We start from the raw sequence: 23,164 nt of genomic DNA on the forward strand, positions 1-23,164 counted from the left end.
GCAATGCTGCGTGGGGTCCAGCCCCGCGCCGGGTCGCCGGAAAGCATTGCCGCAAGCCGTCGTCAGTACGGTATCTCGCGCCCCGTACCCGGGACGCCCAAAAGAATGATCTGCCACGGAGTAAAGTGTCGATGGAAATCAAATCCCGCATGCCAGTTCTGCGTTTCGCACCGGCCAAGGCCGGCTTCGCGTTCGCTGGCGTCCTGCCGTTGCTGGTTGCCGTTCAGGTGCAGGCGGTGGAGTTCAGCTTCGCCGACAACGAAATCACCGGCTCCATCGATACCACCGTCTCCTATGGTCAGCTGTGGCGCGTGCAGGGGCGCGACAAGAGCAACGACGATATCAACACCAACGACGGCAATCGCAACTTCGATACCGGTCTGGTTTCCGAAGTGTTCAAGGTCACCACCGATCTCGAGGCCTCGTACCAGAACTATGGTGTATTCGTCCGCGGCACCGCGTTCTATGACACCCAGATCATGGACAAGCGCAACGACTACCTGGACAACAACGACCCGGCCCAGCCGAGCCAGAGTTTTCCGCGCGACAACAGCTTCACCTACCAGACCCGGCACAAGGCCGGTCGCGACGCGCAGATCCTCGACGCCTATGTCTACGGCAACTGGGACGTGGGCGATATGCCGGTCTCCGGCCGCCTGGGCAAGCAGGTGTTCAACTGGGGCGAGGGCCTGTTCTACCGCGGTGGGGTGAATACCACCAACCCGGTCGACGCCGCCAAGTTCCGCCTGCCGGGTTCGGAAGTGAAGGAAGTGCTGGTGCCGGTCGAGGCACTGAGCTTCAACCTCGGCCTTACCGACAACCTGTCGATGGAAGCCTTCTACCAGTGGAACTGGAAGGAAACCGCGATCGATCCGGTGGGCACCTACTTCTCCGAGACCGATCTGTTCGCCGATGGCGGCAATACGGCCTATTCCACTCAGCAAGCTCTGATTCCGCTGGGCGGGCTTTACTCCGGCCTGAGTGGCTTTGGTGTCGGTGGATTACAGGGCGGCCGCACGGTCGATGCCAACGGCAACATCAAGGTGGCCAGCGTCGGTCCGGATATCAATGCCAAGAACGACGGTCAGTTCGGCGTCGCGTTCCGCTATATCGCCGAAGAGCTGAATTCCACCGAGTTCGGCTTCTACTTCGTCAACTATCACGCGAAGGAGCCGACCATCTACGCCGATCTCGGCGCCTACGCCGGGCTCGATCTCGCCGCTATCGGGACGGCAGCCGCTACCCAGCTGGACCCTCTGGTTCGCCAGGGGGTAGTCGCCGACGTCCAGCAGAACGTCAACCCGGCCTTCACCGAGGCAATGCTGAACAACATCATCGCGACCAGCGGCAACGGCACCACCCTGGGCAATGCGCTGGTGGAGCAAGCCATCCTGGGCGGCTATCAAGGCGCTCTGGTCGACGCCTCGACCACGGCGGCGGGTGGTTTGGCCACGATGGATGTAGCCAATCAGGTCAATGCCCGCCGCGAATACGCCGAAGATATCCGCATGTACGGCATGAGCTTCAACACCACGGTCGGCGAGGCCTCGGTGTTCGGTGAGCTGTCCTATCGGCCCAATCTGCCGATCGGTATCGCCACCACCAACGACCTGCTCGGCGATCTGCTGACCCAGGCTCCGCAGCTGGCCAGCGGTGGCGTGGTCAACATCGGCGGGCAGAATGTTCAGCTGGGCGACCAGATCCATAACTACAAGCGCGTGGAGGCGTTCAACGCTTCCCTGGGCACCATCTACAACTTCGGTCCTTCGCTGGGCTTCGACTCGCTGTTCGGCGTCGCCGAGCTGGCCTCCGAGCACGTGCGCGGCGACAGCCTCCAGTATCAGTCGCGCAACGGTAATCGCTACTACGCCGGCCGCCCGAACAACTCCTACGTCTCCGGCTACGATCGCGACGACCAGATCAACAAGAACGCCTATGGCTACACCCTGCTGCTGTCCGGTACCTGGAACGACGTCTACGCCGGGGTCAACCTGTCGCCCTTCGCCGTGTTCAAACACGATTTCGAAGGCAACTCGCACCAGACCGGTAACTTCGTCGAGGGTCGCATGGCCTACACCGTCGGCATGCGCGCCAGTTATCTGAACAGCCTGGAAGCCGAGATCCAGTACACCGAGTTCTACGGTGCCGGCCAGAACAACGCTGCGCGCGACCGCGACAACGTCGGCGTCAACGTCAAGTACTCCTTCTAAGCATCCATAACCAGAAAAGATGCCGGGCGCCGTCGGGCGCCCGGTCAGACTCTTCACGGAGAAAAACCATGCTGAACAAGCACAGGCTGATGGCCGTAGCCGTCGCACTGGCGTTTTCCGCCGGCAATGCGCTGGCTGCCGTTTCCCCGCAGGAAGCCGCCAAGCTCGGCGATACCCTGACCCCCTTCGGCGCCGAGAAGTCCGGCAACGCGGCCGGCACCATCCCGGCCTGGACCGGAGGCATCACCCAGGCGCCGGCGGGCTACACCCGTTCGGGCCAGCACCACGTCAATCCGTTCCCGGACGACAAGCCGCTGTTCACCATCACCGCGGCCAACCTGAGCCAGTACCAGGCCAACCTGACCCCAGGTCAGATCGCCATGTTCAAGGCCTATCCGGAAACCTATCAGATGCCCGTTTACCAGACCCGTCGCTCCGGCTCCGCGCCGCAATGGGTCTACGACAACAGCGTCAAGAACGCCACCAGCGCCAAGCTGGTCGATGGCGGCAACGGTTTCTCCGAAGCCTACGGCGGCATCCCGTTCCCGATCCCGCAGAACGGCGTCGAGGCGCTGTGGAACCATGTGGCCCGTTATCGCGGCACCTATATCGTGCGCCGCGCCTCGGAAGTGGCGGTACAGCGCAACGGCGCCTACTCGCTGGTGACCTCGCAGCAGGAGGCGATGTTCAAGTACTACATGCAGAACGGCTCCTTCGCCGAACTGAACAACATCATGTTCTATTACCTGTCGTTCACCACCAGCCCGGCGCGTCTGGCCGGTGGCGCGACCCTGGTGCACGAGACCCTCGACCAGGTCAAGGAGCCGCGCCAGGCCTGGGGCTACAACGCCGGCCAGCGCCGCGTGCGGCGTGCGCCGAACCTGGCCTACGACACCCCGATCGCCGCCGCCGACGGTCTGCGTACCGCCGACGACACCGACATGTTCAACGGCGCTCCGGATCGCTACGAGTGGAAACTGCTGGGCAAGAAGGAAATCTACATTCCCTACAACAACTACCAGGTCACCAGTCCGGACGTTAAGTACGAGGACCTGCTGCAGATCGGCCACCTCAACCCGGCGCTGACGCGCAACGAACTGCACCGCGTCTGGGTGGTGGAAGGCACGCTGAAGAAGGGCGCCCGCCACATCTATTCCAAGCGCACCCTGTTCCTCGACGAGGACAGCTGGCAGGCCGCCGTGGTCGATCAGTACGACGGTCGCGGCGAGCTGTGGCGCGTATCGATCGCCTACCTGAAGAACTACTACGACCTGCCGACCACCTGGTCCGCGCTGGATGTGTTCCACGACCTGCAGGCGCGCCGCTACCACGTGCAGAACCTGGACAACGAAGAGGCCAACACCATCGACTTCAGCCAGGCCATTCCGGACGACGGCTACTTCAAGCCGGCTGCCTTGCGTCGCCGTGGCACCCGTTGATCGGCCTGTAGTTTCCGCAGAAGGCCGCTACAGTAGTAGCGGCCTTTTCGTATCGGATCGGCGAATGGGCCGTGTTCAAGCGGTTGCGGCCTTAACAAAACATAACGTCACGCCGATTGTCAGGGCTTTCCGAAGCTCGCTAGGATGGGCGGCCTGCTAAAAGGCAGTACCGCTATAACAAGAAAGGGAGAAGGTATATGAGTGAGCCCGTCATGCGGCGCACCCAGTCCGGTCTGGCGTCGATCCTGGCGCGCAAGTCGGCGCTCCGTGTCCACTCGCCGCTGGCCAAAGTGCTCTCGCTGTGCAGTGTGCTGTCCGTTCTGAGTTTCGCCGCTGCACCCGTGCAGGCCGAGACTGCGGCCGCGGCAGATGCCGGCTATGCCATCGAGTCGCCCCTGGCGGTGCACGGCCTGCTGCTCGATGTGGTCAACACCGGCAAGCGGCTGGTCGCCGTCGGCGATCGCGGCCATATCCTTTATTCCGACGACCAGGGACAGAGCTGGGTGCAGGCCAAGGTGCCGACCCGGCAGATGCTCACCTCGGTCTTCTTCGTCGACGCACAGCATGGCTGGGCGGTGGGCCATGATGCGCAGATCCTTGCCAGCGCAGACGGCGGCCTGACCTGGCGCAAGCAGTTCGAGGATCTCGAGCGAGAAGCGCCGCTGCTGGATATCTGGTTCCGCGACCTGAATCATGGCCTGGCCGTCGGTGCCTATGGCGCGCTGCTGGAAACCAGCGACGGCGGCCAGAGCTGGGAAGACGTCAGCGATCGTCTGGACAACGAAGATGCCTACCACCTCAATGCCATCACCGCGGTGAAGGACTCGGGGCTGTTCGTCGTCGGCGAACTCGGCCAGATGTTCCGTTCCGCCGACTGGGGGCAGAGCTGGGAACGCATCGAGGAGCAGCCCTACGATGGCTCGCTGTTCGGCGTGCTCGGCACCGACCAGGCCGGCACCCTGCTGGCCTACGGCCTGCGCGGCCATCTGTTCCGCTCCGCCGACTTCGGCAGCAGCTGGCAGCAGATCGTCCTCAATACGCCGAACAACGGCCCGCTGGAGTTCGGCCTGGCCGACGGCACCCTGCTCGCCGACGGCAGCGTCGCCGTGGTCGGCCATGGCGGCACCGTGCTGCGCAGCACCGACCATGGACAGAGCTTCAGCCTGATCAACCGTCCCGACCGCCTCTCGCTGGCCGGGGTAACTGCACTGGATAACGGCAACCTGATCCTGGTGGGGCAGGGCGGCGTTCACCTCGCCGCCGCGACCGGCGCCGATCTGGGCCAACAATAAGCAAGCCGGGAGCCTTTGCATGACCAAGCACCAACAAATGCCTGCCTCTTTCCTCGAGCGGCTGATTTTCAACAATCGCCCGGCGGTGATCCTGCTCTGCCTGCTGATCAGCCTCTTCCTGTTCTACCAGGCCGCCCAGGTGCGTCCGCAGACCAGCTTCGAGAAGATGATCCCGCTGGGCCATCCCTACATCCAGAAGATGCTCGAGCACCGTAACGACCTGGCCAACCTGGGCAACACGGTGCGCATCTCGGTGGAGGCCACCGAGGGCGACATCTTCAGCAAGGACTACATGGAGACCCTGCGGCAGATCCACGACGAGGTGTTCTACATCCCCGGCGTCGATCGTTCCGGCCTCAAGTCGCTGTGGAGTCCCAGCGTGCGCTGGACCGAGGTGACAGAAGAAGGCTTCGCCGGTGGCGAGGTGATCCCGCAGACCTACGATGGCTCCGAAGACAGCCTGGAAGATCTGCGCAGCAACATCCTCAAGTCCGGGCAGGTCGGCCGCCTGGTGGCGAACAACTTCAAATCGACCATCGTCGACGTGCCGCTGCTGGAGTCCTATCCGGACCCGGAAGACCAGAGCAAGCTGGTCAAGCTCGATTACCAGGCGTTCTCCCACGAGCTGGAGGAGAAGATCCGCGACAAGTACCAGGCGCAGAATCCCAAGGTTAAGGTGCACATCATCGGCTTCGCCAAGAAGGTCGGCGACCTGATCGACGGCCTGGTCGGCGTGGCGCTGTTCTTCGCCGTGGCCATCGGCATCACCTTCGTCCTGCTGCTGTGGTTCACCCACTGCTTCAAGAGCACCCTGGCGGTGGTGATCACCACGCTGATCGCGGTGGTCTGGCAGCTCGGCCTGTTGCACACCCTGGGCTTCGGTCTCGACCCCTATTCGATGCTGGTGCCGTTCCTGGTGTTCGCCATCGGCATCTCCCACGGCGTGCAGAAGATCAACGGCATCGCCATGGCCTCGGGCGAGGCGACCGACGCCCTGTCCGCCGCGCGCATGGCCTTCCGCCAGCTGTTCATCCCCGGCCTGGTGGCCCTGCTGTCCGACGCCGTGGGTTTCGTCACCCTGCTGCTGATCGACATCGGCGTGATCCGCGAACTGGCCATCGGCGCCTCGATGGGCGTGGCGGTGATCATCCTGACCAACCTGATCCTGCTGCCGGTGCTGATCTCCTACATCGGCATCGGCAAGCGCGCGGTGAAAAAGAGCCGCGAGGAAGCCGCCAAGGATCATCCGCTGTGGCGCGCCATCTCCAACTTCGCCCATCCGCTGGTCGCGCCGATCTCCGTGGTGGTCGCCGTGGTGGCCCTGGCCGGCGGCGTCTGGTACGGGCAGAACCTGAAGATCGGCGACCTCGACCAGGGCGCGCCGGAACTGCATCCGGACTCGCGCTACAACCTGGACAACGACTTCGTCATCCGCAACTACTCGACCAGCTCCGACGTGCTGGTGGTGATGATCAAGACCGCCACCGAGGGTTGTTCCACCCACGAAGCATTGGTCGCCATGGACGAGCTGATGTGGAAGATGGAGAACACCCAGGGCGTGCAGTCGGCCATCTCCATGGTCACCGTGTCCAAGCAGGTGATCAAGGGTATGAACGAGGGCAACCTGAAATGGGAGACCCTGTCGCGCAACCAGGACGTGCTGAACAATTCCATCGCCCGCGCCGAAGGCCTGTACAACGCCGACTGCTCGGTGGCGCCGGTGCTGGTGTTCCTCGAGGACCACAAGGCCGAGACCCTGTCGCGCGCCGTGGCCGCCGCCGAGGAATTCGCCAAGCAGCACAGCAGCGATGATCTGCAGGTGGTGCTGGCCGCCGGTAACGCCGGTATCGAGGCGGCCACCAACGAGGTGATCGCGGCGTCCGAGACCACCATGCTGATCGCGGTCTACGCGGCGGTGAGCATCATGTGCCTGCTGACCTTCCGCTCGCTGGCCGCTACGCTGTGCGTGATCCTGCCACTGGTGCTGACCTCGATCCTCGGCAACGCCTTGATGGCCTGGATGGGCATCGGCGTCAAGGTCGCCACCCTGCCGGTGATCGCCCTCGGCGTGGGCATCGGCGTGGACTATGGCATCTACATCTACAGCCGGATGGAGACCTACCTGCGTCAGGGCCTGTCGCTGCAGGAGGCCTACTACGAGACCCTCAAGTCCACCGGCAAGGCGGTGCTGTTCACTGGCGTGTGCCTGGCCATCGGCGTGGCGACCTGGATCTTCTCGGCGATCAAGTTCCAGGCCGACATGGGCCTGATGCTGACCTTCATGTTCCTCTGGAACATGATCGGCGCGATCTGGCTGCTGCCGGCCCTGGCGCGCTTCCTGATCAACCCGGAGAAGCTGCGCGCCAAGGGCTGATGCCTGGGCTGTAGAGAAGAACCGCGGCCCTCGGGTCGCGGTTTTTGTTTGTTCGGCAAAAGGGGTGTTTTGTTCAATACGCCGGACTCGCCGCTGCTTACCGTTGCAGCCGTTCATTTCTGTGACGGAGCGGTTATCGATGAGTCTTTTCCTATCCATGGCGGCCTTCGCCCTGGCCATGTCCATTTCCCCGGGGCCGGTCAATATCGTTGCCCTGAGCGCCGGCGCGCGCTACGGCGTACGTGCGAGCCTGCGCCACGTCAGCGGGGCGACCATCGGCTTCACGGCGCTGTTGATCCTGGTCGGTTTGGGTCTGCACGAGATGCTGGTGCGCTGGCAGGGGCTGACCCTGGCCATCCAGCTGGGTGGCGTCGCCTTCCTGCTGTTCATGGCCTTCAAGCTGGCGCGGGACGATGGGCGGCTGTCGGCCGCGGAAAGTGGCCAGGGGCCGTCGTTCCTGCAGGGCGCGGCGATGCAGTGGCTCAACCCCAAGGCCTGGCTGGCGTCGGTGGCCGGCATGGGGGCCTTCGTCGCCAACGGGGACGTGCAACTGCTCCTGCAGTTCGCCCTGATCTACTTCGTGATCTGCTACCTGTCGGTGGGCAGTTGGGCCTTTGCCGGCGGCTTTCTGCGTCGGCATCTGAGCGAGCCGGGCAAGATGCGCCTGTTCAATCGCGGTATGGCCGTGCTGCTGGCTGCGAGTGCGTTCTACCTGTTGTGGAGCGCCTAGCCTCGGTATTGCCCCGGGGTGGCCGCCAGCAGTTGCTTGAAGGCGCGCTGGAAGTGCGCCTGATCGGCGAAGCCGGCGGCCAGCGCGACTTCGGCCAGCGGCTCGCCGCGCTTGAGCAGCAGGCGGGCGAGCTGAACCCGCTGGTTGAGCAAAAACGCGTGCGGGGTCATCCCGTACAACTTCTTGAAGGCGCGGATCAGGTAGGACGGCGACAGCTCGGCCGCCGTGCAGATATCCTCGATCTTCAGCGCCTGCGCGCAATGCGCCTGGATGAACGCCGCCGCGCGCAGCAGCTTGTCATGGGCCTCGGAGCGGGGTGGGGGCGCGGTCTCGAGCGTGCGCAGAAGCCGGGTGAAAAATGCGCTGGCCGCGTCCTGCTTGGTCGGCGCGGACAGGCGGCCATCGACGAGCACGCCATACAGTTCCACCACACCCTCATACAGCGCCCGGTCGCGACTCATGATGCTGCTCAGCGGCTGAAACCCGGGAGGCGCCGACATCTCCAGCGAGCGCTGCAGGGCGCCCAGCCAGGCCGTGTCGACGTACAGCATCACATAGGACCATGGCAGACCGTCGATCGGGTTGCAGGCGTGCACATCCCCCGGGTTCATCAACACCACGGTGCCCTCGCACACTCGCAGCTGAACCTCGCGGTTGATGTAGGTGCTTTCCCCCCGCGTGATTGCCCCGATGGAAAAGGTCTCGTGGGAATGCCGCGCGTAACACAGATCGCGCCCATCCTCGACGCCGCGGGCCTCGATGAATGGCAAGGCGTCGTCACGCCAGAACTGGGCGACGGCGGAGGACTTCCGTGTTCGGGCGAGGCGGGTCATTGGCAGGTACTCGTCAACGCGGATACAGCGGCGGCAGCGCGCCGTTGTCCTGTGTCGCGTCGCTCGGTGCTTGGGTCGCCGGCAGGTTGCGGATCGCCTTCCACAGCTCCTCGCCTTGCCACTGCTGGCCGGTCTCGCTGTACAACGCGCCGTTCAGGCCGTCGAGGGCGTCGGACAGCGGCACGTAGCGCGCCGCCATGTCGGCCAGGGTTTCCGGTTGCTGGCGCGCCCAGGCGTCGAGAGCGTGGCGGGTGGCCTGGGCATCGCCGGCCAGGCAGGCGCGCTTGAGGTCATCGAGCAGGGTGCGCGGGCTGGGGCCGCTTTGCGCGGCGCGCTGGATCGCCGGTTGGCGACGGGCGCGCCACCACAGGCCGAAGCCGAGCAGGCTGGTGCCGGCGAGCAGGGCGCAGGCCAGTTGCCAGGGCCACAGCGGCGGGCCTTCGACTACCTGCGGGGCGACCACGCTGGGGCTGGCCGGTTCGTCGCTCTGCAACTGCGGGTTTTCCGCCACCTGCAGGGTGCGGGCGGGCAGGGCGGTGCGCTCCAGGCTGTCGGTCTGGGTATTCCACCACAGCACCTCCAGTGCCGGAAGCTCGAAGCTGCCACTGCGACTGGGCACCAGCGCCTCGCGTTCTTCGCGGCTGCCGATGATGCCGGCCTCGCTGCGCTGGTCGCCGAGCTGCGGCTGATCCGGATAGCGCCGCAGGCCGTCGACCTGGGTGGCCGGCAGCGGCGGCAGCTGGGCGCTGGACAGACCGTCGACCTTGAGTACCAGGCGGCGGGTCAGCGACTCGCCGACCTGGCTCTGCTCCGGCTGCGGGTTCCAGGTTTCCGCCAGGCCCAGGGCGCGTGCCGGCAGCCAGGGCGCATCGGCGGGGAAGGCCGCCGGTTTGGGCTTGACCTGCAGTGGAATGTCCGGCGACTTGACCCGCGACACCCGCCCGGCGCGCGGGCCGAAGGGCAGGAAGTCGTCGCCACGCGAGCGATCGACCAGGGTGGCGCTGAACACCTGGCCGGGAATGCGCAGCTCGCCGCTGCGCTGCGGGTAGATCGCATATTGCAGCTCGATCACGCCGTGGCGCACGCCGCCGATGTTTCTCTCGTAGGTGCGTGGCTCGCCCAGTTGTTCGACGCGCGCGTCGTCCATCTGCAGCGGGGTCAGACTGCTGTCGTCGTACATCGACACCGAATGGTAGATGCGCAGGGTCAGCACGACCTGAGCCTGCACGTAGACGCTGTCCTGATCCAGGCTGGCATCGATGAACACCGGCGCCAGCCTCTCGCCGTTGCCGCGGTCGCCGGCCGCTTCCACCTGCAGGGTGATCGGCAGGGTCTCGGCGTCTTCCAGGCGGATCGGCGGGATCACCACCTCGCCGCTGCGCCTGGGCTGCAGGGTGAGTATCCAGCGCGTGGTGGCGCGTGGCGTGTCGCCGAGGCTGGTCAGGCGGTTGACCTGGCGACTGCCGAGAACCTCGAACTGCGCGTCCAACGGGCTGAAATCCGGCCGGCCGAAGCGGGTCGGATCGGTAGACTCGAGCGTCAGCACCACGGTTTCGCCTTCGTTCAGGCGAGTGCGGTCGACGCTGGCAAAGAAGGCGTCGGCGCTGGCCTGTCCGGCCAGCAGGAGAAATAGCAGCGCGACTAGACGCTTCATCGGGACGGTTCCTGACGCTGTTGCTGTTCGTACCAGAATTTGCGCCGCAGCAGCTCGGCCGGGTCGTCCGGGATCTGCCGCAGCCACTGTTCCAGGGCCTGGCGACGCTCGCCGGCCTCGCCCAGTTCTTCCTCGGTCAGCGGGCCCTGACCGGCGCCGGTCTGCTGACTCGGCTCGCCGACCTCGGCCTGTGCGCCACCGTCCTGCTCGTCTTTGGCGGGCTGCGCTTGGCCGTCGTCGCCGGTTTCGCTCGGTCGCGTCGCTTGTTCGCCAGGCTTCGGCGACGTTTCGGCGGCCTGGCCGGCTGGGGCTTCGTTAGGTTCGCCGGCGCCGGCTTCCTGGCTCGGTTGCTGCTGGTCCTGTTCGCCCGACTCTTGCTGCTCCTGACGCTGGCGCAGCGCCTGCTCGACCAGTGCCTTGTTGTGCTGCGCCGCAGCCAGTTCGGGTTGTCGTTCCAGCGCCTGCTCGTAGGCATCCAGCGCCGCCTCCAGCTCGCCACCCTTGGCCAGGGCGTTGCCACGATTGTAATGATCGGCGGCGCTGTCGCCCTGGGCGAAGCGATCGGCGGCTGCGGCATAGTCGCCGGCTTCATACAGCGCCATGCCCTGCCACTGGCGATCGGCGAAGCGCTGCGCCGCCTCAGCCGGGCGCTGCGCCTCGAGCAGGCGCTGGCCCTGCTGGTCGGCGCGCAGCCAGAGATCGTCGAATTCGAGGGCGAAGCCCTGCTGCGGCGCCAGGCTCAACAGCAGCGGCAGGCTCAGCAGCCAGCCGCGTCGTCCGGCGCAGGCGGCCAAGAGCAGCAGCGGCAGCAGCAGCCAGTAGCCCTGGTCCACGCGTGCATCGAGGTGGGTCGGCTCGCCCGCCGAGCGCAGGGCCTGTGGGCTGTCGAACAGGCCGAGGCGGCGCAGGTCGTCATCGTCGAGGCGGGCCTGGGCGTAGCGCCCGTCGTGCGCCGCGGCGGCCTCGCGCAGGCCGCGCGCATCCAGACGGGGGATAAGGATGGCGCCGCGCTCGTCCTTGAGGAAGCTGCCGTCTTCCTGCACCACCGGTGCGCCATCGCGGCTGCCGATGCCGAGAATCAGCAGCGGTGTGGCACGGCGTTCCAGCGCCTGGTCGATGCCGCTACGCTCCTGCTCGTCCAGTGCGCTGGTGATCAGCAGCAGGCGCCCCTGGCCCAGTTGCGCCTGTTCCAGCAGCTGCAGGGCGCGGGCCACGGCCAGGTCGGCGCGCCGGCCTGGTTCGGGCATCAGCGAGGGCTTGAGCGCTTCGAGCAGGTTGCGGCTGGTGGCCAGGTCGTCGGACAGTGGCACCAGGCTGTGCGCGCTGCCGGCGTAGACGATGATCGCGGTCTGCGCGTCGCGGCGCGCCTCGAGTAGGTCGAGCAGCTTGCGTCGGGCCTGTTCCAGGCGATTCGGCGCGGCGTCGGTGGCGAGCATCTGCGGCGTCAGCTCGAGCAGTACCACCAGCGTATCGGCGGGCTTCTGGCTGCTTTGCTCCACGCGCTGCCAACTCGGTCCGAGCAACGCCAGCATGGCCAGCAGCCAGGCCAGGCCGAGGGCCAGCCAGGGCAGCTTGCTGGTGCGGCCACTACCGCCTTCGAGCAGCGCCTGATGGAAGGCGGCCGGCAGCAGCAACTGCCAGCGGCCGCTCTGCCGCTCGCGATGCCACAGGCGCCACAGCAGCCAGGCCAGCAGCGGCGCCAGGAGCAACCACAGCGGCCGCAGCCACTCCGGCCAGAGCGGGGTCATGGGCGCCTCCGCAGGACTTGCGGCAGATCCGGCCAGAGCGTGCGGCCGACCAGCAGCAGGCTGCCGAGCAGGGCCAGGGCCAGTGGCCAGGCGTACAGCGCCTGGGCCGGGCGGGCCAGGGTGGGCTGCTGGGCGACCGGCTCGAGTCGGTCCAGGCTGTGCTCGATCTGCTCCAGCTCGGCCTGGCTGCGCGCGCGGAAATACTCGCCGCCGGTGGCCTCGGCGATGGCGCGCAGGGTCGGCTCGTCCAGATCGAGGCTGGCGCTGAAACCCAGGGCGCCGAGCACGCCGCTGTCCTGCGGGTCGGCGCCGATGCCGATGGGGTAGATGCGCACGCCTTCCTCGGCGGCCAGACGCGCTGCGGTCAGCGGCTCGATCTCGCCGCCGTTGTTGGCGCCGTCGGTGACCAGCACCAGCACGCGGCTCTGCGCCGGGCGCTGGCGCAGGCGTTTGACGGCCAGGCCGATGGCGTCGCCGATGGCGGTGTTCTTGCCGGCGATGCCGATCAGTGCCTCGTCCAGCCAGGTACGTACCGTGCGCCGGTCGAAGGTCAGCGGCGCCTGCAGGTAGGCCTGACTGCCGAACAGGATCAGGCCGACGCGATCGCCCTGGCGGCCTTCGATGAAATCGCCGAGCAGGCGCTTGACCAGCTCCAGGCGGCTGATCGGCTCGTCGTCCCAGTGCATGTCGGCGTAGTCCATGGAGCCGGAGACGTCCACCGCCAGCAGCAGATCGCGGCCGCTGGCCGGCAGCGGCAGCGGCTCGCCGACCCACTGCGGACGGGCCGCGGCGCACAGCAGCAGGAGCCAGAGCAGGGCCAGCGGCGCCTGCTGGCGCCAGCTCGGCAGGGCGGTGCGGGCGCGGCGGCCGCTGAGCGCCTGCAGTTCGTCGAGGAAGGCGACGCGCAGCGCCGCGTCGCCGCTGTCGGCGGCCGGCAGCAGCCGGCGCAGCAGCCAGGGCAGCGGGGCGAGGGCGAAAACCCAGGGCCAGGCGAACTCAAACATGCTTGCGAATCCAGGTGGCCACGGCCTGGTCGAGCTCGCCGATGGCCTTGTCGCTGAGCGTGCACTGCGGCTTGTAGGCGCCTTCGACCAACACCATCCAGCGCGTCAGGCCGGCGGCCGGGCAGCGGTTGTCGAGAAAGGCCAGCCAGGCGCGGCTGCTCAGCACGTGGCTGTGGCTGTCGGGGTAGCGTTCGCGGCACAGGCGCTTGAGCAGGGCGTTGAGCTGCTGCAGCCAGGGCCCGGCCGGGGCGCCGTCGTAGGGCTTGCGCAGGGCGGCGAGCTCGGCCAGCGCCGCCAGGCGCAGCGGATCCAGCGGCACCTCGGCGGGCGCCTGGCGCCGCCTGCTGCGCCAGTGGCGCAGCAGGCGCCACAGGCCCCAGCCGAGCAGTGGCAGGAGCGCGGCCAGCAGCCACCAGCCGGGCGCCGGCGGCCACCAGGGCACCGGCGGCGGATCGATCGGCGGCAGGAGCTGGTCGATGGGGTTCATACCACCTTCCTCGGACGCAGCGCGCTGAGCTGTTCCTGCAGCTGCTCGATCAGCTCGGCCTGGGTGCTCAGCGGCAGCAGCGGCACGCCGAGCTTCTGCGCCAGGCGCTGCCAGCGCGCCTCGCGTGCCTGTGCCTGGGCGCGATAGGCCTGGCGCAGGTCGCCGTTGTGGCTGTCGAGTTCCAGCCGTGCGCCGCCCTGGGTGAAGCGCAGCAGGCCGGCGGCCGGCAGGGCATGGTCGAGCGGATCGGACAGCGGCAGCAGCAGCAGGTCGGTATGGCGGGCGAGCAGGGACAGCTGTTGCTCGGCGTTGTCGTTCAGCGCGCGTTCGTCGCACAGCACGATCACCAGGCTGCCGGGGCGCAGCACCTCGCGGGCGCGGCGCAGGGCCAGGCCGAAGGTGTCGCGCGAGCCATTGGCAGGGGTATCGGCAGTCAGCGACTGGTTGGCGCGGGCCAGCAGGTTGAGCAGCTGCAGCAGGCTCTGCTTGCTGCGCCGCGGCTTGACTTCATGATGCTCGTGGTCGGCGAACACCAGGCCGCCGATGCGGTCGTTGTGCGCCAGCGCGGCCCAGCCGACCAGCGCCGCGGCACGGGCGGCGAGCACTGACTTGAAGCACTGGCCGGAGCCGAAGAACAGCCGCTGGCTCTGCTCGGCGATGATGAAGATTGGCCGCTCGCGCTCCTCGTGGAACAGCTTGGTATGCGGCTCCTGGGTGCGCGCGGTGACGCGCCAGTCGATGTTGCGCACGTCGTCGCCGGCCTGGTAGACGCGCACCTGGTCGAAGTCGACCCCACGTCCGCGCAGCTTGGAGTGGTGCAGGCCGATCAGCGGGCTGCGCCGCGCCGGGGTGGAGAACAGCGGCACCTCATGCACGCGGTGGCGCATCTCGATCAGCTCGGCGAGATCGAGGTAAATGCCGTTGGCGCTGGCGGGGCTGGACATGGTCTAGGGGGCGTTCCCTGATGGCATCCGGGCTACGGCACTGCGGCCAGGCGTGCGCATTCAGGCCACCGCCACCACGTCGAGGATGCGCTGGATCACCCGGTCCTGGTCGATGCCCGAGGCCTCGGCCTCGAATGACAGGATGATGCGGTGGCGCAGCACGTCGAACAGCACCGCCTGGATGTCCTCGGGGCTGACGAAATCGCGCCCGGCCAGCCAGGCGTGTGCGCGCGCGCAGCGATCCAGGGCGATGGAGCCGCGCGGGCTGGCGCCGTAGGCGATCCACTCGGCCAGCTCGGCGTCGAACTTGCCCGGGGTGCGGCTGGCCATCACCAGCTGCACCAGGTATTCCTCCACCGCATCGGCCATGTACAGGCCGAGGATTTCCTTGCGTGCGGCGAATACCGCCTGCTGGCTGACCCGGTGCTCCGGTTTGGCCTCGCCATTGAGCGCCTCGCCGCGTGCCTGGGCGAGGATCTTGCGTTCCACCGCGGCGTCGGGAAAGCCGATCTTCACGTGCATCAGGAAGCGGTCGAGCTGCGCCTCCGGCAGCGGGTAGGTGCCTTCCTGCTCGATCGGGTTCTGCGTCGCCATCACCAGAAACAGCGGCGACAGGTCGTAGGTCGAGCGGCCCACCGAGACCTGGCGCTCGGCCATGGCCTCGAGCAGCGCCGACTGCACCTTGGCCGGGGCGCGGTTGATCTCGTCGGCCAGCAGCAGGTTGTGGAAGATCGGCCCCTGCTGGAACACGAAGCTGCCGGTCTCGGGGCGATAGATCTCGGTACCGGTGATGTCCGCCGGCAGCAGGTCGGGGGTGAACTGGATGCGATGGAACTCGCCCTCGACGCCCTCGGCCAGCTCCTTGATCGCCTTGGTCTTGGCCAGCCCTGGAGCCCCCTCGACCAGCAGGTGGCCGTCGGCGAGCAGGGCGATCAGCAGGCGTTCGATGAGTTTTTCCTGGCCGAGGATCTGGGTGGAAAGAAATTGTCGCAGCGCGACCAGCGCTTCACGGTGTTCCATCGTTGGGCTCTTTCTACAGGCTATGTGCGTCGTGCCGGGCGCGACGACGGCCGGGTTTGGCATGCACGGAAACCGCGCAAGGTGCGCGGCGCATGCCGAACCGAGACTTTAAAGCATTTGCCGAGGTGTCGGCTATGCGCGACTCGGCATCTTAGCCACTGCGGCATTTCGGCCGTGGCGGCTGGCCCTGCCCTGACCGTGCGGCCTAGCCGCGATCGATTCGCTTGCCGAACGAATCGGGCTGCAGTGCCGTCGTACCGGCTCTCCTCAGGCCGCCATCCTCAGGCTTGCAGGTAGCGCTTTCCCTCAGCAGGGCCGAGGCAACGAGAGTGATGCCGCTGAGTGCGAGCAAGGCGATGAACAATTGCGTGTAGCGTTGCTGCAGGCTCTCGCTGCTGTCGCCCTCTAGCAGCAGGCCGGTGGCCGCTTGCAGGACCGCCACCCCCAGCCAGGCAAAGACGTTCACCAGGCCCAAGGCCGTGCCTGACAACTGCAACGGAAAGCTTTCCTTGGTCAGGGTGAAGCCGATTGCGACTATACCGTTGCCAAATATGCCCAGTAGCAGATAGACCGCGTAGAGCGCCGGCAAGGGCAGGGACGTGGCGAACACCTGTAGCGTTGCGAACAGTGCCAGGATGAGCAGCGCGGCGAAGGTCATGAGCGGTTTTCTCCTGGCGCCGAAGAGGCGGTTCGACAGGGTGCTCAGGAGTACGCCGCCGAGCATGATGCCAACCGCGATCATCGCCAGCACGCTGCCGGCTTCCGCCTTGCGCAGCTGATGGACTTCTTCCAGATAGGGGCCGCCCCACAAGCCGGCAAAGGTGAAGAACAGGCCGTTGCCGAAGAAGAACCAGGCGGCGAGGGGCCAGATTGCCGGCTGCTGTAAGAGGAACCGAAGGCTGTGCCAGGCAGTACCGGCCTGCAGCGCGTTCGGCGCTGGCGCTTCGGTAGCGGTTGGCGCCGACGGTTTTTCGACGATCAGCGCGACCGCCAGGGTCGCGATGATCAGCGTGAGGATACCCGCGTAAACGAAGGAGGCGCGCCAGCCCAGCCATTCGGTGACGACCGCCAGCGGGGTTGTCGCCAACAGCGCCCCCAGGCCGCCGGACGAGATGAACAGCCCGGTTACCAGCGCAAAGTCCTTGCCTTGGAACCACAGCGAGAACAGCTTCATCGCCGGCACGAACAGCATCGCCATGCCGGCACCGACGAGAAACCGGCCGAGCGACGCGGCAAGCATCGAATCCGCCATGCCAAACAGAACGGAGCCGAACGCGGCAATGACAAAGAAGGTGCCGATGGTGCGTTTAGCGCCCCATTTATCGGCAAGCACGCCCGCCGGCATCTGCATCAGCGCATGTGGGTAAAAGTACGCCGCGCTGAGCACCCCCATCATCGCTTCCCTGGTCTGCAGGTCGTTCATCAGATCGGTTGCCACCGCCGCCAGCGCCATGCGTTGAAAGAAGGCCATGATGTAAGCCGCGACCAGGATGGCGAACATCACCCAGCGCAGCCGATCGGGAGTGAGACGAAGCGTCTGCATTTCGTGGATTCCATTCAGGTTGTTTGCAAGAGGTAGGGAGCGGGGCCGGTACTGGCGGACCTGAGGCCAGTTGCGCGGCGGTATTGCGCAGTCCGCTGCGCCCGGGTGTGCGGTTTGCGCCCAGCACTGCGCTGGGCGCCGACGGCAGCAGGCGCTATGCCTTCGCTAGCGGTGTTGCCATTGCCCGAGCAGCCGCAGGTGGCTGTCCTGCGCGGTTTCCTGCAGTACCGGGGCCAGTTGCAGTTCCTCGCCGGGCAGGCATTGCGCCAGACGGGCCACGGCTTGCGGGGTGAGGGCGCCGAGGCGCGGGTAGCCGCCGATGGTCTGGCGGTCGTTGAGCAGGACGATCGGCTGGCCATCGGCTGGCACCTGTACGGCGCCCAGCGGGATGCCCTCGGAGATCATGGTCGCGCGCCGGCAGTGCAGGCGCGGGCCGAGCAGGCGCATGCCCATGCGGTCGGCGCGGGTATCGATCTTCCAGGCGCTGTTGAACGCATCGAACAGGCTCTGCCCGCTGAAGTCGCCGATCTGCGCGCCCATCACCAGCTCCAGGCGCGGCGCGGGCGCGAACTGCGGAATCAGGCGGGTATCCATGGTCCGTGGTGTAGCCATGCACGCAGACCACTGCAGGCGGTCGCCCACCGCTACGGGCTTGCCGTCGCCGTGCAGGCCGCCCAGCTGCTCGCGGGCCATGCTCGAACAACTGCCGAGCACCGCCGTCGCGCTGAAGCCGCCTGGCGCGGCCAGATAGGCGCGGGCGCCCCGGCGCGGCTGGGCGAAACGCACCTGCTGACCGCGGCGCACGGCGAACGTGCGCCAGGGCAGCAGGGGTTCGCCGTCCAGGGTGGCGCCCAGGTCGGCGCCGGCCAGGGCCAGGCAGCCGTCCTGTTCGCAGCGCAGGTCGAAATTGCCCAGGGTGATTTCCACCACCACGGCATCCAGGGCGTTGCCCAGCAGCCAGTTGGCCCAGTACATGGAAATCCAGTCCAGCGCGCCGCTCTGGCTGACGCCCAGGTGGCGTACGCCGAAACGGCCGGCATCCTGCAACTGGATAAAGGGGCTGCTTCGCTCGACCCGCAGCCCGCCAGCGTCGCGGTTCATAGGGGCGTCTCCAGGGGGCTGTCGTCGCCGCCGAGGCGGATGAATTCGGCGTGCTCGATGGCCACGAAGCGCACCCGGTCGCCCGGTTGCAACAGGCTGTAGCCGTCGATGGAGCGGTCGAACAGGGTCACCGGGCTGCGCCCCAGCAGGTTCCAACCGCCCGGCGAAACCACCGGGTAGATCGCGGTCTGGCGCTCGGCGATGCCCACGCTACCGGCCGCGACCCGTTTGCGCGGGGTGCTCAGGCGCGGCGTGGCCAAAGCCTCCTCGACCAGGCCCATGAAGGCGAAGCCGGGGGCGAAACCGATGGCGAACACTTGGTATTCATGACGGCTGTGGCGCTCGATCACCTGGGCTTCGCTGAGCCCGCTGCGTTGCGCCAGCAGCGGCAGCTCGGGGCCGACGCTGCGGTCGTACCAGGTCGGCAGTTCATGGCTGCGGCCGCCCTCGGCGCTGGCCGGCTGCAGGTCGGCGAACGCCTCGGCGATCAGTTCGCGCACGCGCATCCCGGCCATGCGCTTGAGGTCGTAGTGCAGCAACAGGGTGGTATAGGACGGCACCAGGTCGATCAGCGCGTCGCCGAAGCTGGCGCGCAGGCGTTGGCTGGCGGCCAGCATCCAGGGCATGTTGCTTTCGTCGATGCGCTCGAACAGGCGCAGGATCAGGCTGTCGATCCCGGCGACTTCGAGTTTCGGGACGGGTGCGCTCATGCCAGCCTCAGGCTGTCGAAGGTTTCGCGGATGCGCTTGACCGCCGCCACCGAGCCGGCGTTGTCGCCGTGCACGCACAGGATCTGCGCGGCCAGGTGCAGTGCGCTGCCGTCGCTGGCCTGGAGCGCCTCGCCACGGGCCAGGGCCACGGCCTGGCCGACTATCACCTCGCTGTCGTGGTGCACCGCACCCGGCAGGCTGCGGCTGAGCAGGTAGCCGGCGGCATCGTAGGCGCGGTCGGCGAAGGCCTCGAACCACAGGGTCAGGCCGAACTCCTCGCCCAGCGCCTGCGCTGCACCATTGTCGCGGGTGCACATCAGCATCAGTGGCAGCTGGCGGTCGTACTTGGCCACCGCGCCCATCACCGCGCGCAGGGTGGCGGGCTTGCGCATCATGTCCTGGTACAGCGCGCCGTGCGGCTTGACGTATCCGACGCGGGTGCCCTGGCTGCGGCAGATGCCCTCCAGCGCGCCGATCTGGTAGAGCATCAGGTCTTCGATCTCCTGCGGCGTGCAGTCCATCGAGCGGCGGCCGAAGCCGACCAGGTCCTGATAGGCGGTGTGCGCGCCGATGCGTACGCCATGGGCCACGGCCAGGGCCACGGTCTTGCGCATGGTGCCGGGATCGGCGGCATGGAAGCCGCAGGCGATATTGGCACAGTCGATATAGGGCATGACCTCGGCGTCCAGGCCCATGGTCCAGGCGCCGAAGCTTTCGCCGATGTCGCAGTTCAGAAGCAGGCTGTTCACGTGAGCATCCTAGTCATGGCGTGCATGGATGTTATGTCGGATCGGCTGGTCCCGGGACCGTGCCGAGTGCTGAGGGTCATTCTTCAGGCGGCGACCGGCAGCGTCCAACTAATAAAAATATCCGCCGGGGATAGGAAAAGCTGATGGCGGCGGGCATCGGATTTTCCGATCGGTGGGCGCCGGTTTTTCCCGTTGGACAGGGCTGCCACCGGGCTCGACAGTGGGCCGGGTGAACGCTCCTTGGCGCCGTTCTGGCGCACCCCCGGCGCGTCCCGTAGCCGGGGGCTTTTGCGTTCCTTACCCATCGCACCTGCCCGAGGGGGAACCATGAAGACCGCACATCGCCTGTCCGCGCTCTGCGCGCTGGCCGTCGCTCTATCCCTGCAGACGCCGGCGCAAGGCGCCGAACGCTGGTCGATGTCGGTCGAGCAGCCGGCCGGCAACTTCATCAGCCGCGTGGCCGTGGAGTTCGCCCGCAACGTCCGTCAGGCCACCAGGGGCCAGCTGGATATCCGCGTGCATCCCGGTTCATCTCTTTACCGCCGCCTCGAGGTCAAACCGGCGGTAGGCCGCGGCGATATCCAGCTCGGCGACCTGTTCATGTCTTCGCTCGGCAACGAAGATCCGATCTACGAGCTGGACAGCCTGCCTTTTCTCGCCACCGATTACGAGCAGGCGCGCAGGCTCTGGGCGGTCAGCCGCACGGCGGTGGAACGGCGGCTGCTGCGTGACGGCGTGCGCCTGCTCTACGCGGTGCCCTGGCCGGCGCAGAGTCTGTTCAGCAATCGTCCGTTGCGCCACATCGGCGATGTACGCGACCTGCGCTTTCGCAGCTACAACCCGACCATCTCGCGCCTGGCCCGCCTGCTCCATGCCCGGCCGGCCACCATCGATACCGAAGACGTACCGCAGGCCTTTCGCCAAGGGCGGGTCGACATCATGCTCACCTCCAGCGCCACCGGCATGGATCTGCGCGCCTGGGATTTCGTCTCGCATTTCTATGACGTGCGGGCCTTCATCCCGAAGAACATCGTGATCGTCAACGAGCGCGCCTTCCAGCGCTTACCCGAGGCGCAGCGCCGTGCGCTGCTGCAGGCCGCCGAGCTGGCCGAGGGGGCGGGCTGGGAGCTGTCCTGGGCATTGACCGGCTACCAGACGCGCATGCTCGCCAGGCGCGGCATGACCGTGGTCCAGGACATCGAGCCGCGACTGCTCAGGGGCCTGGCCGACGTAGGCCGGCAGCTCACCGAGGAGTGGCTGGCGCGTGCCAGTGACGAGCATGCGCGGATCATCGAGACCTATCTCGAAGGGCGCGAACGCTAGCCTACGAGACCGGGTCGCCGGCACGGCGACCCGGTCGCTGCCGCGCTCAGGCCAGGCGGAACTGGCCGGCGCTGCGTCCCAGCGCGTCGACCCGCGACGACAGGCCCTCGGTGTGGCCGTCCAGGGCATGGCGCAGATCCTTGCTCTGGCCGGTGTGCAGGTGGATGGTCTCGATCTTGCCAGCGATGTCGTCGGTGGTGGTGGAGACCTCCTCGATGGCCACCACGACCTGATTCATCTCGCCGCTCAGGCGTTCCATCGCCGAGGTGATCGAGTCGATGGCCCCGGCCACTTGCGCCGCGTGGCGCTCGCTGTCGGCCGCCAGGTTCAGGCCGTTGCTCATCAGCTGATGCATATGCCGGGTCTGCTGCTGGAACTCGCCGACGATGGCGCTGATGTCGGTGGTCGCCGCCACCGTCTTCTGCGCCAGCGAGCGCACCTCGTCCGCCACCACCGAGAAGCCGCGCCCGGCTTCGCCCGCCCGCGCCGCCTCGATGGCCGCGTTGAGAGCGAGCAGATTGGTCTGGTCGGCCAGGGAATTGATTACGTCGACGATGCCGTTGACCCTCGCGCTACTCTGGCCGAGGGCATCGACCTGGCCGTGGGTGTCCTGGATCAGCTGCGCCAGGCGGCTCATGCTGTCGACGCTGGCGGCGATCACCTCACCGCCGTTGCGTGCGGCCTCGTAGGCGCTGGTGGTGGCGCTGCCCACCTCGGCCGTGCGCTGCGCCATGTCACCCAGGGTGGCGCTGATCTGCTGCGAGGCGGAGGCGGCCTGTTCGGTTTGCATCTCCACCTGGGTGCTGTTGTCGCCCAGCTGGCGCATGGCATCGCCGAGGTGATGATGCAGGCGGCTCAGCTCGGCGTTGGTCCGCAGGACTTCGCCGACGATTCCACCGATGCCCTGGATCATGCGGTTGGCGGCGTCGGCCAACTGGTTGAACTCGTCGCGCCGGTTGCGGCCCACGGGTAGCTGACCGGTGAGATCGCCGGCAGCCACCCGGCTGAGCAACTGGATGACGTTGTGCAGGCGCGTGACCAGGGTGCGCGAGGCCTGCAGCAGGGTGAAGCCGAGCAGGGCGGCGACGGCGAGGAAGCTCAGACCCATCAGCCACAGCGCGGACCGGCGCGCCTGTTCCGCCTGCTGGGCGCGGCGCTGCAACAGGCCGCTTTGCAGATCGCGGGCCTGTTCGTCGACCTGCGCCTGCAACTGCTCGCCGAGCTGGCCGAGGCGCTGGTTGGCCGTGTTGATCCCTTCGATGCTGGCATGGGCGTCGTCGAAGGCCTGGGCGAAGGCCTGCACGTTGCTGCCGATCGGGGTGTCCTGCCAGTCGAGATCGGCGATCTGCGCCTGCAGCTTGCCGATGGCCGTCAGGGCGATCTGGGCGAAGGCCGGATCGAAGGTCGCCAGATAGTCGCGCTGGCCGCTCAGGGCACTGGCGATGAAGGGTTTGATCAGGTCGAAGCTGATCGCTTCCAGCGCCTTGCCTTTCTCGCTCAGGGCCTTGCGCTGGCCCTCGAAGGGGGTCAGGCCGAGGGCCTGGTTGAGGCTCAGCCACTGACGCTGCTGGGTCATCTCCTCCAGCAGCACGGCCTCGATCTGCCGGGCATGCTGCAATGTATCGCTGTCGTTCAGGGATTGGGCTTGCGTCAACAGTTGTCCGACAAGTTCTTGCAGGTCTGCGAGACCCGCAGTGAAGGCCTGCTGCTGCGCGGGACTCAGCTGTTGACGCAGGGCGTTCTGCCGCCACCAGTGGTTCATCAGTTCGGTGCTGGCGCTGGCATAGGCCGCCGCCCGCTCGCGCGCCTCCAGTGAGACGCTTAGGCGGTGGCTGGCCCACAGCGAGGCGGCCGCCATCAGCGTCAGGCCGATCAGGGTGAGCGCGACAAGGGCGCGGAATTTTTGTTGCCAGGACAGTAGAAAGCTCACGTTAACGCCTCGCCATCTTCTTCGGGATGATTCACAGGATTCGGCAAGTTGTCATACAACTTGATGAAAAGTC

General features: G+C 67.0%; 18 protein-coding genes. 6 read left to right on the top strand and 12 right to left on the bottom strand.

Annotation, left to right across the window (positions count from 1 at the left end):
- The first annotated feature begins 131 nt into the window (after nucleotides 1–131).
- The 5 genes from ACUTAF_RS06500 to ACUTAF_RS06520 all read left to right on the top strand — a co-directional run bounded on the left by ACUTAF_RS06500 (nucleotide 132) and on the right by ACUTAF_RS06520 (nucleotide 8,045).
- Complete coding sequence (locus ACUTAF_RS06500) at nucleotides 132–2,210, top strand: DUF1302 domain-containing protein (RefSeq protein WP_445579203.1); 2,079 nt, start codon at nucleotides 132–134, stop codon at nucleotides 2,208–2,210.
- Between the two features lie 68 nt (nucleotides 2,211–2,278).
- A complete protein-coding gene (locus ACUTAF_RS06505; RefSeq protein ID WP_445579204.1) occupies nucleotides 2,279–3,649 on the top strand; it encodes a DUF1329 domain-containing protein in 1,371 nt (456 codons plus the stop codon).
- 197 nt (nucleotides 3,650–3,846) lie between these two features.
- The gene (locus ACUTAF_RS06510; protein ID WP_445579205.1) at nucleotides 3,847–4,941 is read left to right on the top strand and encodes a WD40/YVTN/BNR-like repeat-containing protein; all 1,095 of its coding nucleotides are present in this window, start codon (nucleotides 3,847–3,849) and stop codon (nucleotides 4,939–4,941) included.
- Between the two features lie 19 nt (nucleotides 4,942–4,960).
- Nucleotides 4,961–7,315, top strand: a complete 2,355-nt coding sequence (locus ACUTAF_RS06515) for an efflux RND transporter permease subunit (RefSeq protein ID WP_445579206.1) — start codon at nucleotides 4,961–4,963, stop codon at nucleotides 7,313–7,315.
- 139 nt (nucleotides 7,316–7,454) lie between these two features.
- Nucleotides 7,455–8,045, top strand: a complete 591-nt coding sequence (locus tag ACUTAF_RS06520; protein ID WP_445579207.1) for a LysE family translocator — start codon at nucleotides 7,455–7,457, stop codon at nucleotides 8,043–8,045.
- Here the strand turns inward: ACUTAF_RS06520 and ACUTAF_RS06525 are convergent.
- The 11 genes from ACUTAF_RS06525 to ACUTAF_RS06575 form a co-directional block, all read right to left on the bottom strand.
- Nucleotides 8,042–8,878 (bottom strand): AraC family ligand binding domain-containing protein, encoded by an 837-nt coding sequence (locus ACUTAF_RS06525; RefSeq protein ID WP_445579208.1) that lies wholly within the window; start codon nucleotides 8,876–8,878, stop codon nucleotides 8,042–8,044. The genes ACUTAF_RS06520 and ACUTAF_RS06525 overlap by 4 nt on opposite strands.
- 13 nt (nucleotides 8,879–8,891) lie before the next feature.
- Entirely contained in the window at nucleotides 8,892–10,532 is a 1,641-nt protein-coding gene (locus ACUTAF_RS06530) for a BatD family protein (RefSeq protein ID WP_445579209.1), read from the bottom strand.
- The gene (locus ACUTAF_RS06535) at nucleotides 10,529–12,280 is read right to left on the bottom strand and encodes a VWA domain-containing protein (RefSeq protein WP_445579210.1); all 1,752 of its coding nucleotides are present in this window, start codon (nucleotides 12,278–12,280) and stop codon (nucleotides 10,529–10,531) included. Before ACUTAF_RS06535 ends, ACUTAF_RS06530 begins: the two co-directional genes overlap by 4 nt.
- A complete protein-coding gene (locus ACUTAF_RS06540) occupies nucleotides 12,277–13,284 on the bottom strand; it encodes a vWA domain-containing protein (protein WP_445579211.1) in 1,008 nt (335 codons plus the stop codon). Before ACUTAF_RS06540 ends, ACUTAF_RS06535 begins: the two co-directional genes overlap by 4 nt.
- Nucleotides 13,277–13,771, bottom strand: a complete 495-nt coding sequence (locus tag ACUTAF_RS06545) for a DUF4381 domain-containing protein (RefSeq protein WP_445579212.1) — start codon at nucleotides 13,769–13,771, stop codon at nucleotides 13,277–13,279. Before ACUTAF_RS06545 ends, ACUTAF_RS06540 begins: the two co-directional genes overlap by 8 nt.
- Nucleotides 13,768–14,715, bottom strand: coding sequence for a DUF58 domain-containing protein (locus ACUTAF_RS06550; protein WP_445579213.1), 948 nt, complete (start codon nucleotides 14,713–14,715; stop codon nucleotides 13,768–13,770). Before ACUTAF_RS06550 ends, ACUTAF_RS06545 begins: the two co-directional genes overlap by 4 nt.
- A 60-nt stretch (nucleotides 14,716–14,775) precedes the next feature.
- Complete coding sequence (locus ACUTAF_RS06555) at nucleotides 14,776–15,735, bottom strand: AAA family ATPase (RefSeq protein WP_445579214.1); 960 nt, start codon at nucleotides 15,733–15,735, stop codon at nucleotides 14,776–14,778.
- Between the two features lie 205 nt (nucleotides 15,736–15,940).
- Nucleotides 15,941–17,278 (bottom strand): MFS transporter, encoded by a 1,338-nt coding sequence (locus tag ACUTAF_RS06560; protein WP_445579215.1) that lies wholly within the window; start codon nucleotides 17,276–17,278, stop codon nucleotides 15,941–15,943.
- A gap of 165 nt (nucleotides 17,279–17,443) precedes the next feature.
- Entirely contained in the window at nucleotides 17,444–18,379 is a 936-nt protein-coding gene (locus tag ACUTAF_RS06565; RefSeq protein WP_445579216.1) for a 5-oxoprolinase subunit C family protein, read from the bottom strand.
- Nucleotides 18,376–19,089, bottom strand: a complete 714-nt coding sequence (pxpB, locus tag ACUTAF_RS06570) for a 5-oxoprolinase subunit PxpB (RefSeq protein WP_445579217.1) — start codon at nucleotides 19,087–19,089, stop codon at nucleotides 18,376–18,378. The genes ACUTAF_RS06565 and pxpB overlap by 4 nt, the downstream gene beginning before the upstream one ends.
- Nucleotides 19,086–19,838, bottom strand: coding sequence for a 5-oxoprolinase subunit PxpA (locus tag ACUTAF_RS06575; protein ID WP_445579218.1), 753 nt, complete (start codon nucleotides 19,836–19,838; stop codon nucleotides 19,086–19,088). The genes pxpB and ACUTAF_RS06575 overlap by 4 nt, the downstream gene beginning before the upstream one ends.
- Before the next feature lie 327 nt (nucleotides 19,839–20,165).
- On the opposite strand from ACUTAF_RS06575, the gene ACUTAF_RS06580 reads away from it, so the two are divergent.
- Nucleotides 20,166–21,161 carry a TRAP transporter substrate-binding protein gene (locus tag ACUTAF_RS06580; protein ID WP_445579219.1) on the top strand — a complete coding sequence of 332 codons (996 nt, stop codon included), beginning with the start codon at nucleotides 20,166–20,168 and terminating at the stop codon, nucleotides 21,159–21,161.
- 46 nt (nucleotides 21,162–21,207) lie between these two features.
- Here the strand turns inward: ACUTAF_RS06580 and ACUTAF_RS06585 are convergent, their stop codons facing one another.
- Nucleotides 21,208–23,091 (bottom strand): methyl-accepting chemotaxis protein, encoded by a 1,884-nt coding sequence (locus ACUTAF_RS06585; RefSeq protein WP_445579220.1) that lies wholly within the window; start codon nucleotides 23,089–23,091, stop codon nucleotides 21,208–21,210.
- Nucleotides 23,092–23,164: the final 73 nt, after the last annotated feature.

It is taken from the genome of Pseudomonas sp. SP16.1 (genome assembly GCF_052682975.1).